This is a genomic window from Pseudomonas sp. FG43, assembly GCF_057809175.1.
The window spans coordinates 220,674-230,479 of the sequence record NZ_JBMDJL010000008.1 but is presented as its reverse complement, the minus strand read 5'-3'; the positions used below and the strand labels follow the sequence as shown (position 1 = coordinate 230,479).

Annotated in this window: 8 protein-coding genes and 2 pseudogenes; 3 read left to right on the top strand and 7 right to left on the bottom strand. The window is 58.1% G+C overall.

The genetic code is table 11. The annotated features are described in order from the left end of the window. Positions 1-108: 108 nt before the first annotated feature. Together ACODS3_RS12465 and ACODS3_RS12460 are read right to left on the bottom strand one after the other, a co-directional pair. Positions 109-708, bottom strand: a pseudogene (locus tag ACODS3_RS12465) (methyl-accepting chemotaxis protein); the annotation flags it as partial. A gap of 258 nt (positions 709-966) precedes the next feature. Continuing rightward, positions 967-1,749, bottom strand: a pseudogene (locus ACODS3_RS12460) (MCP four helix bundle domain-containing protein); the annotation flags it as partial. A gap of 281 nt (positions 1,750-2,030) precedes the next feature. Here ACODS3_RS12460 and ACODS3_RS12455 point away from each other — a divergent pair. Beyond that, positions 2,031-2,357, top strand: coding sequence for a DMT family transporter (locus ACODS3_RS12455; RefSeq protein WP_201002799.1), 327 nt, complete (start codon positions 2,031-2,033; stop codon positions 2,355-2,357). A gap of 60 nt (positions 2,358-2,417) precedes the next feature. Here ACODS3_RS12455 and ACODS3_RS12450 read toward each other — a convergent pair whose 3' ends face one another. Together ACODS3_RS12450 and ACODS3_RS12445 are read right to left on the bottom strand one after the other, a co-directional pair. Further along, the gene (locus ACODS3_RS12450; protein WP_201018535.1) at positions 2,418-3,353 is read right to left on the bottom strand and encodes a LysR family transcriptional regulator; all 936 of its coding nucleotides are present in this window, start codon (positions 3,351-3,353) and stop codon (positions 2,418-2,420) included. Between the two features lie 141 nt (positions 3,354-3,494). Further along, on the bottom strand, positions 3,495-4,604 hold the full coding sequence (locus ACODS3_RS12445; RefSeq protein WP_201018534.1) for an MBL fold metallo-hydrolase: 1,110 nt from the start codon (positions 4,602-4,604) through the stop codon (positions 3,495-3,497). Positions 4,605-4,798: 194 nt separating this feature from the next. Between ACODS3_RS12445 and ACODS3_RS12440 the strand changes: the two genes are divergently transcribed. Beyond that, positions 4,799-5,419, top strand: a complete 621-nt coding sequence (locus ACODS3_RS12440) for a TetR/AcrR family transcriptional regulator (RefSeq protein WP_201018533.1) — start codon at positions 4,799-4,801, stop codon at positions 5,417-5,419. Here the strand turns inward: ACODS3_RS12440 and ACODS3_RS12435 are convergent. Next, positions 5,403-6,080, bottom strand: coding sequence for a DJ-1/PfpI family protein (locus tag ACODS3_RS12435; RefSeq protein ID WP_489034500.1), 678 nt, complete (start codon positions 6,078-6,080; stop codon positions 5,403-5,405). The genes ACODS3_RS12440 and ACODS3_RS12435 overlap by 17 nt on opposite strands. Before the next feature lie 115 nt (positions 6,081-6,195). Here ACODS3_RS12435 and ACODS3_RS12430 point away from each other — a divergent pair, with 115 nt between their 5' ends. After that, positions 6,196-7,182, top strand: coding sequence for a GlxA family transcriptional regulator (locus ACODS3_RS12430; protein WP_201018531.1), 987 nt, complete (start codon positions 6,196-6,198; stop codon positions 7,180-7,182). Here ACODS3_RS12430 and fahA read toward each other — a convergent pair. Together fahA and hmgA are read right to left on the bottom strand one after the other, a co-directional pair. Next, positions 7,179-8,471 (bottom strand): fumarylacetoacetase, encoded by a 1,293-nt coding sequence (fahA, locus tag ACODS3_RS12425; RefSeq protein WP_201018530.1) that lies wholly within the window; start codon positions 8,469-8,471, stop codon positions 7,179-7,181. The two genes, ACODS3_RS12430 and fahA, sit on opposite strands and share 4 nt — an antisense overlap. Beyond that, entirely contained in the window at positions 8,471-9,775 is a 1,305-nt protein-coding gene (gene hmgA, locus ACODS3_RS12420) for a homogentisate 1,2-dioxygenase (RefSeq protein WP_200986058.1), read from the bottom strand. The genes fahA and hmgA overlap by 1 nt, the downstream gene beginning before the upstream one ends. Positions 9,776-9,806 lie beyond the last annotated feature (31 nt).

Genomic DNA, 9,806 nt, shown 5'->3' with positions numbered 1-9,806 from the left:
TATTCTGCGTCTGTACGTGAAGTCGCCAGCAAGCTGCCTCCCACAAAGTGATTTACGACCTTAACTGATCGGCATTACCCTCCTCTAACCCTGAAAAGCGCTAAAACCTCAAAGCTGGAACTTCGCCACCAACACGTTAAAAGACGTGGCCAGACGCGAAAGCTCCTGACTCGAAGCACTGGTCTGGTTGGCACCCGCCGCGCTCTGGGTCGACAGGTCCTGGATGTTCAGCAGATTGCGGTCCACTTCACGAGCCACCTGGGCCTGCTCTTCGGAAGCCGAAGCAATCACCAGATTGCGTTCGTTGATGGTCGCGACACCGTCAGTAATCTTGACCAGCGCCGAACCCGCACGCTCTGCCAGCTCCTGAGTATTGGTGGCCAGCGACAGGCTCTTGCCCATGGCCGCGACCGCACCATCGGCACCCGCCTGGACAGTACCGATCATGCCTTCGATTTCCACGGTCGAGGCTTGTGTGCGATGAGCAAGAGCACGCACCTCATCGGCCACCACGGCAAAACCGCGTCCCTGCTCGCCGGCACGGGCCGCTTCAATGGCAGCGTTCAACGCCAGCAGGTTGGTCTGTTCGGCGATGCTGCGAATCACTTCCAGCACCTTGCTGATATCACGGACATTACCCGCCAGTTGCGCGACCGCTTCGGTCGACTGGGTAATCTCACTGACCATGGTGGTGATGCCCTTGACGGTCTGATCCACCTGACCACGGCCTTGCACAGCATCTTCAGTAGCGGTTTTCGAGGCTTCGGACGTCGAGACGGCGTTGCGGGCAACTTCTTCGACGGCTGCGGTCATCTGGTTGACGGCAGTGGCCGCCTGCTGGATCTCGTCATTCTGACGGGTCAGCCCACGAGTGCTTTCGTCTGTAACAGCACTCAACTCTTCGGCTGCTGAAGCCAGTTGTCCAGACGCGCTGGCAATCTCCTGGATGGTATGTTTCAAGCCGCGCTGCATGTCGGACAAGGCATTGAGCAACTGCCCGGCTTCGTCGCCACGGTCGGAAGCGATCGATAGTGTCAGGTCACCCTTGGCAATACGCTGGGCACTGGCGACCGCAACGGCCAGCGGACCGGTGATCATGCGCGTGATCAGAATGCCCAGAATGATTGCGACCACAAAGGCAATCGCAATCCCCGCCAACAGCAGCAGCGTAGAGCTGGACTTGAGTTCGGCGGCAGCAACGGCACCTTCCTTGATCTGACGATTATTGGAATCGATCATGACCCGCAACAGGCTACGAGCTTTTACAAAATCCTCGCCAGACAAGGTATTCAGACGACTGCGTGCTTCGGTCAGATTACCCGCCGTCATGAGTTCAGACACCTTCCTGGCACCCGAGATATAAGCAGGCATGAGCTTCTCGAACTCATCACCGGCAGCACGCTCATCGTCTTCCAGAGGCGTGGCGCGGTAGGTTGCAAAAACCTTCTGCATACGCTCCAGATCCGACGCCAGCGCCTGGCGAACCCGCTCCTTGTCCGCCTCCGGGACACCGCCATCCTGGGCATCGAGCAATCTGTAGAGCCCACGGTTATGGGCTGTCAGGCTGGTCAGGGTTTCATTGGTATTGCCCACCGAGACCAGATTGTTGGAAAAGGTCAACGCCAACGCATCGGACAGCCTGCTGACTCCAACCATACCCAAGCCACCCACAGCCAAGGTAATCAGGGCACAAACGATGAAGGCTGCCAGCAGCTTGGTCGAGAATTTGGACTGACTCAGAATATTCATGTTGCGAACTCACAAGGAAGGAGAGGGAACCTGATGAAAGATTTTTTAGGAAGCGGCATTGTGACATCATTGTGACGCCATAAATTCGCCGCTCTTGCATAAGATTTTGCTTTTTTCCTGCATTTCCTTTTTTTGGCAGGTGATTCAGGCGGGTGATCAGGCTTTATCCTCCCGGCAGACAGCCCACACATGGCCCCCTCAGGGTGCACAAGATGACTGCAAGGCCAGAATCAACATGTCGGCCTCTACGACTTGAATAGACGAGAAAAAGGAACCTGGAATTGGGATGGATTTTTTTGTTGCTTGCGGGTGCATGCGAGATTTTCTACGCCGCTGTCATGCCTCGCACCGACGGGTTCACAAAGCTGCTGCCTAGCCTGTTTTGTGGCGTATTCATCTGTCTGAGCATGTATTTGCTCTCTCTGGCAACCCGCACCATTCCAGTAGGCACCGCGTACGCCGTATGGGTTGGAATCGGGGCACTGGGCACGGCAATCTACGGGATGGCCTTCTTGGGTGAAGATCGCAGCCTGCTTCGCATCTTGTGCTTTCTGTTCATCCTGGCTGGAATCGTAGGACTGAAGTTTCTATCCTCAGACTCCCATTGAGACACAACCCGAGCTTTTGCAGCGGCATGCCGGAACGGCAGAGTCCATGCATTCATCTATTTACAGCAACCCCTGCTCCGCACAAACCTTCACCACCTGCTCGCGAAACCAGCCATTGGCTTCGTCTTCCTCGACTTCCCTGCTCCAGGCCATGTCCAGGGTGAAGCCTGGCAAGTCAGGGGGCAGTTCAAATACGGCAACCCAGGGTTCGGTGGCCAGCAAGGTCTGGATACGGCGCGGCAGGACCAGTATGAAATCGGTCCCTTCAAGCATTTGCAGGGCGGCGCGGTAGCTGGTGGCGCGGGTGATGATATGGCGTTCGCGGCCCTGGCGATGTAACCAGCCATCCACCATGTTGGTGTCGGACGTCCAGGGGGTCGGGTACACATGATGACGCTGAGTGAAGGTTTCGATATCGATGCTGGCACACAGCGGCGCGGATTGCGCGTCCATCACGCAGACCAGATCGTCTTCGAGCAAGATCTGGGTCGTCAGGCTCTCGGGTACGCGATGAAAGCCTGGCCCAAAACACAGGGCCAGATCGAACTGGCCTTCGCTCAAGGACTGGGCAGGCAATTCCTTGTTGAGCTTCTGGACATTGACAGTGACGGTATATCCGGCAGCGATGAACCCGCGCATCAGGTGCGGCAAGACCAGCAACTCGAAATACTCTGGCGCGCAGACCGTGAAGGTTGTCTGCCGGCTGGTGGGGTTGAACAATTGCAGCCCGTCATGGCACAGATTGATCTTTTGCAGGATCTGCTGCACATGACTTTGCATGGCAATGGCCTTGCGAGTCGGACGCATCCCGTTACGGGTGCTGATGAACAGATCGTCCTCGAAGTTGGCGCGCAACTTCTTCAAACAGTAACTGACCGTCGACTGGCTGACATGCAGTGCTTCCGACACCAGCGTCAGATTGCGCAGCTCGTAGACCGAGGCGAAGACCATCAGGTCCTGCATGTCGAGCTTTCTGAGAGCATTACTGTTGAGCATCGAGTCATCTCATGGCACTGACGGCGGATCGGGTCAGCGCAAGAAAGATAACATCAAAATACGATCACGCCGCCTCCCCTTCCATAAGCTTCGCTCTCTTCGGGGCCAACCTCGTTACACGGTGTAACAGGCCTCGAAACATCAGGCATTCTGCCGACGGCAGTTGCCGCAACCTTGAGATTCGCGCCTGGTAACGGCAGCCTTGACGGTCTCTGCCGGCTCGTCGATTTCATCCACTTCCAGCCACCAGGTTTCGCCACGGCAAGGATACTGAATGTAGAACGGCTGCCCCATTCGCGGCGTGGTAATGGAAACATTCTGCTCCCACGCCAGTGTCAGAATGCGGTCGAACGGTTCGTGCCAGGCATGCATCGCCAGATCGAACGTGCCGTTATGAATCGGCAACAGCCAGCGGCCACCCAGGTCGATATGCGCTTGCAGCGTCTGCTCTGGCTGCATATGCACATCCGGCCACTGGACGTTGTAGGCACCGGTTTCCATCAGCGTCAGGTCGAAAGGTCCGTATTGCTCGCCGATGGTCTTGAAGCCATCGAAGTAGCCGGTGTCGCCACTGAAGAAGATCCGCTGCTCATCCGTGAGGATCACCCAGGACGCCCAGAGGGTTTTATTGCTGTCGAGCAGGGTCCGTCCGGAAAAGTGCTGCGATGGCGTAGCGACGAAACGGATGCCCGACACTTCGGTGGACTGCCACCAATCCAGTTGCCGGACCTTGTGCGCAGGCACACCCCATTCGATCAAGGTATCGCCCACGCCCAGAGGCGTCAGGAAATGCTCGGTCTTGTCCATCAGTGCCTTGATGGCCATGTGATCAAGATGATCGTAGTGGTTATGCGACAGAATCACCGCCTTGAGTGGCGGCAGTTCTTCAAGGCTGATCGGCGGCTGATGAAAACGTTTCGGGCCAGCCCACTGCACCGGCGAAGCGCGCTCGGCAAAGACCGGATCGGTCAGCCAGAACTCATTGTGCAATTTGAGCAGCACTGTGGAGTGCCCAAGACGGAACACCGTCTTGTCCGGTGCCGCCAGCAGTTGCTGGCGCGACAGGGGTTGAACAGGAATCTCGCCGGCAGGCCGGGTTTCTCTGGGCTTATTGAACATGGCATTCCAGAACACCCCGAGCGTGCGGACAAACCCCAGCGACTTGACTGGCGCGTGGTTACGGTAGCGCCCCTCGTGACGAGACAAGACAGGCAATGAAGAAGCATCGGTTTTAGGGGTTGTCATGGCCATGATTTGCAGACTCCTGAGAACAGGTCGAGATTCCTGACATGCGGCTTCAAGCTATACGCACCTTACGGGGCGTAGCATGAAAAATGTGTAACAGTGTTTTACACTACACGGTGTAGTTTTAAGCTTGCATCATTCACCACGACAAGTAAACTGCCGAGTGTACTTTTCTCTAAACGCACGTTTGAAGCGAACTTATGACAGCACCCATGCGACTTACCGACCAGAAACGCGAATCCATTGTCATGGCAGCCATTGCCGAATTTCGTGATCGTGGTTTTGAAGTCACCAGTATGGATCGCATCGCTGCGCGGGCCGAAGTTTCAAAACGTACGGTCTATAACCACTTCCCCAGCAAGGAAGAGCTTTTTGCGGAAATCATCCAGCGCCTGTGGACGTGCGCGGCCCCATCGCCCGATGCGCCTTATCGACGCGATACCAGCCTGCGCGAACAGTTGCGCGACTTGTTGCGACACAAGATGGACTCCCTGACGGACAGTAACTTCCTGGACCTGGCACGGGTGGTCATCGGCGCCACCATTCACTCTCCCGATCGTGCTCAAGCATGGATGACACGTATCAACGAGCGTGAAGAGACGTTCACCACATGGATTCGCGCCGCCCAGAATGATGGTCGCCTCAAACCCACCGACCCCGGCTTCGCCGCCTCCCAGATGCATGCCCTGCTCAAGTCCTTCGCCTTCTGGCCGCAATTGACCCTCAATGCCGACATTCTCACCCCCGAAAAACAGGATGAAGTGATCGAATCGGCACTGGACATGTTTCTGGGCTGGTACGAGATCAAGCCCGGTCAGTGATGCGCCCGACGATTTCGTGCCGCTGCTCAAGGGATGCGGCCAGACGCTGATGAGTCATGGCCAGAATCCTGGCGGGCGCAGTCGTTGGATTACCCGCATTGAAAGGCGGTGCCGGGGCGTATTCCAGCTGCAACTGAATCGCCTGGGCCTGTTCTTCATCGAAGAGTTCAGCCACCAGCGTCAGGGCAAAATCGATCCCTGCCGTCACCCCGCCACCGGTCACCAGATTGCCATCGCGTACCACACGCCCCTGAGTGGCAATGGCCCCAAAGGCCGCCAACAAAGGATGCGAGGCCCAATGGGTGGTTGCCCGTCGTCCTTGTAAAAGCCCCGCGGCCCCCAACACCAATGCGCCAGTACACACGGAGGTGACATAACGTGTCGTGCGAGCCTGGTGCCGGATAAATTCCAGAGTCTGTTCGTCCTCCAGCAAGGCGTTGATGCCAAGACCACCGGGAATGCAAATGACGTCCAGCGGCGGGCAGTCATTGAAATCCACCGTCGGCAACAGCGCCAGTCCGGTACTGGAGGTGAGCGGCTCCAGGCTCTTCCAGACCATATGCACCTTGACCCCCGGCAAAGAAGCAAAGACTTCGTAAGGCCCGGTCAGGTCCAGTTGCTGAACATCGGGAAACACCAGCAGGCCGATATGCAACGTCATCTCGGTAACTCCATGCAGAAAGTGGGTGGACGCATGAACTGTATCTGGATAGCCTTTGGCAGATACGCCACAAAACCCACCAATTACGCCAACCACATCAAATGAAGGCTTCTACATGGCTGACATCTCGAAAATCGTCCATATCGTTGCCTTCGCCGATGTTCAGGTCCTGGATGTCTGCGGCCCTTTGCAGGTGTTTGCCTCGGCCAATCGACGCCTGGAAGGTCTGGGCAAACCGCTGCCTTACGCCATGAAGGTCGTGGCGGCAGAACCGGGCAGTGTCATGTCGTCAGCTGGGCTGGGCTTGCAGACATGGCCACTGCCTGCCGCCGAACCTTGCGACACCTTGATCATCGCCGGTGGTCGAGGCATTGGCGCTGCCATGGAAAATGCAGAACTGGTGAACTGGATACAGCAGCAGGCCATGACAGCACGGCGTGTGACCTCCGTCTGCTCTGGTGCGTTTATCCTGGCGCAGACCGGGCTGCTGGATAATCGGCGCGTAGTGACCCATTGGGACAGTTGCGAGAGACTGGCCAAACGCTTCCCGAGCTTGCAAGTCGATCCCGACCCGATTTTCATCAATGACGGACGCTTCTGGACTTCGGCGGGGGTCACGGCGGGCATAGATCTGGCATTGGCCCTGATAGAACAGGACCTCGGGCATGCCATGGCGCTGGCGGTAGCCCGTGATCTGGTAGTGTTTCTCAAGCGCCCCGGCGGGCAGGCGCAGTTCAGCAACGCGCTGTCGATGCAGCAAGCCAGTCATCCCACAGAAAACCGCTTCGCCGAGCTGCATGGCTGGCTGATGGAGAATCTGGATGCAGACTTGTCGGTCGCCAGCCTCGCCGCTCGTGTGGGCATGAGCGAACGCAGTTTCGTGCGCCACTACAGCGCCCAGACCGGCACTACACCGGCCAAGGCTGTCGAGCAGCTTCGCGTGGAAGCTGCGCGTCGGCTGTTGAGTGAAAGCACTCTGGCAATCAAACGCATCGCCTCACAATGCGGCTTTGGCAGTGAAGAAACACTGCGCCGCAGTTTCCTGAGGGCAATGTCGGTCACGCCGCTGGCTTATCGGGAACGGTTCAGGCACCAGGCTTAGCCCAGCACCACACCCCGACACTCCCCGAACCCGATAGACACCTGCCCTTCGCGATGGCAGCGGGCGCGCAGGATCACTTCGTCGCCCGGCTCCAGAAAGCGCCGCTCTTCGCCATTGGGCAGTTTGACGACCTGCTTGCCGCCTTCGGTCATCTCCAGCAGGCTGCCGAACTGCCCGGCCTGCGGACCGGAAAGCGTTCCTGTACCGAACAGATCCCCCGGTTGCAACTTGCAGCCGTTGACGCTGTGGTGCGTGATCATCTGCGCCACGGTCCAGTACATGTTCAGGCTGTTGCTCAAGGCCAGACGACAGGGCTCCAGACCCTGAGCCTTCATCTGCTCGGTCAGCAGCAGGACCTCCAGTTCGATATCCAGCGCACCGTTTTCCTGATCCGTCGGATCGAACAGGTACGGCAACGGCTGCGGGTCGCCTTCGGGACGTGGCGGTTGAGGGCTGCGAAACGGAGCCAGGGCTTCGGCGGTCACTACCCAGGCAGAAATCGTCGTGGCAAAACTCTTGGACAGGAACGGGCCCAGCGGCTGATATTCCCAGGCCTGGATATCCCGCGCCGACCAGTCGTTGAGCAGGCAGAAACCGGCGATATGCTCGCTCGCCCGATCAATCGCAATCGGCGTGCCCTGCTCATTGCCCGGCCCGATCCACACGCCCATTTCCAGCTCGTAATCCAGCCGTTTGCAGGGGCCGAATGCCGGTACTTCCTGGCCCGGCGCCAATGTCTGGCCGTTGGGGCGCTGGATCGGTGTATCGGAAATGCACAGCGTTGAGGCCCGACCGTGATAGGCGATGGGCACGTACTTGTAGTTGGGCAGCAAGGGGTTGTCCGGGCGGAACAACTTGCCGACGTTCATCGCGTGATGAATGCCCACATAAAAGTCGGTGTAATCCCCTACCCGCGCAGGCACATGCAGGCGGCATTCAGCGATGGGATGCAGCAGATTGGCGGCCTGCAGGCTGGCGCGTTGCGGGCTGTCCTCTGCGAACAGTTGCAGCAAGGCAGCGCGCAAGGTGCGTCGCGCCGGAGCACCCAATGCGAAGAAATCATTCAACTGATCGCGGCTGGCGACGTCTGCAACCTTTTGCGCTTCTCCCTCGAAAAAACCGGCCTGCACTGCCGCTTGCAGATCGAACACCAGATCGCCGATGGCCACACCGCCACGCGGGCCTGTATCGCCATTGCTGAACACGCCCAACGGCAGGTTTTGCAAGGGGAAATCGGGATGACCATTGGCCGAGGCAATCCAGCTATGGCGGGTTGAAGAAACATTCATCAAGGCAATTCCTTATTGAAAATCCTGGCCATGTCACTCCAGCAAGCGTCGTAATCGCGTTGCAGTTGCTCACAGTCCAACGCATGACGGCTTGGGCGCAGGACCTTGCCAGTCTCGAACATGAAGGCCAGGGTGTTATCGATCTTGTGGGGTTTGAGTTCGGCGGCAATGGCTTTTTCTGCGGTGGCATTGTCAGGGCCGTGGGCGCTCATGCAGTTGTGCAGCGATGCCCCGCCCGGCATGAAACCTTCGGCCTTGGCATCGTAGACACCCTCGATCAGGCCCATGAATTCGTTCATCAGGTTGCGGTGGAACCACGGAGGCCGGAACGTGTTTTCCGCCACCATCCAGCGCGGCGGGAAGATCACGAAGTCGATATTGGCCTGCCCGTGAACCGCGCCCGGAGCCGTGAGCACCGTGAAGATCGAAGGGTCTGGATGATCGAAACTGACCGTGCCGATGGTATTGAAACGACGCAGGTCATATTTGTACGGCACGTTGTTGCCATGCCAGCCCACCACGTCGAAGGGTGAATGATCCAGTTGCGTGGACCACAGCTCGCCGAGAAACTTCTGCACCAGTTCAACCGGTGCGTCGCTGCTCTCGAAACGGGCAGTGGGCGCCAGAAAATCTCGCGGGTTGGCCAGCCCGTTGCTGCCGATAGGCCCCAGGTCCGGCAGACGCAATGCACTGCCGTGGTTCTCGCAGATATAGCCACGGGCAGTGGCATCCAGCAGTTGCACTGTGAATTTCATGCCGCGAGGCAGCACTGCGATTTCCTGCGGCTCGATATCCAGCAGCCCCAGCTCAGTGACGATGCGCAACCTTCCCTGCTGCGGCACCACCAGCCACTCGCCATCGGCATTGAAGAACGCTCGCTGCATCGAGGCATTGGCGCGGTACACGTAAATGCTCACGCCCTCTGCCTGATCGGCCGCACTGGTGCTGGCCAGCGCTATCAGGCCATCGATGAAGTCCGTGGGCTCAGCCGGAATATCGAAGGCATTCCAGCGCAGGCGATTGGGTGTGATCGGGCCTTGTTCAAGCCCCGTGATCTGCCGGAGCAAACGCTCATATCGAGGATGGGCAGCCGAGGGTTTGATTCTGTATAGCCAGGTACGCCGGGCCTCGGCGCGCGGGACCGTGAAAGCCGTGCCGGACAGCAGTTCGGCATAAAGCCCCAATGTATGTTTCTGCGGAGAGTTCTGACCGACCGGCAACGCACCGGGCAGCGCTTCACTGCTGAAGTGATTGCCGAAGCCGGATTGATACACCAGTGGTTCGTGATCGGGATGAACAGGCATCTGGACCTCTTGTTTTTATTGGGTCGCATAG

Bases quoted from the DNA above. Each gene is read 5' to 3' on its own strand.
- ACODS3_RS12450 (WP_201018535.1), bottom strand. From the start codon at position 3,353: ATGCTCAACAGTAATGCTCTCAGAAAGCTCGACATGCAGGACCTGATG.
- ACODS3_RS12445 (WP_201018534.1), bottom strand. From the start codon at position 4,604: ATGGCCATGACAACCCCTAAAACCGATGCTTCTTCATTGCCTGTCTTG.
- ACODS3_RS12440 (WP_201018533.1), top strand. From the start codon at position 4,799: ATGACAGCACCCATGCGACTTACCGACCAGAAACGCGAATCCATTGTC.
- ACODS3_RS12435 (WP_489034500.1), bottom strand. From the start codon at position 6,080: ATGACGTTGCATATCGGCCTGCTGGTGTTTCCCGATGTTCAGCAACTG.
- ACODS3_RS12430 (WP_201018531.1), top strand. From the start codon at position 6,196: ATGGCTGACATCTCGAAAATCGTCCATATCGTTGCCTTCGCCGATGTT.
- fahA (WP_201018530.1), bottom strand. From the start codon at position 8,471: ATGAATGTTTCTTCAACCCGCCATAGCTGGATTGCCTCGGCCAATGGT.
- hmgA (WP_200986058.1), bottom strand. From the start codon at position 9,775: ATGCCTGTTCATCCCGATCACGAACCACTGGTGTATCAATCCGGCTTC.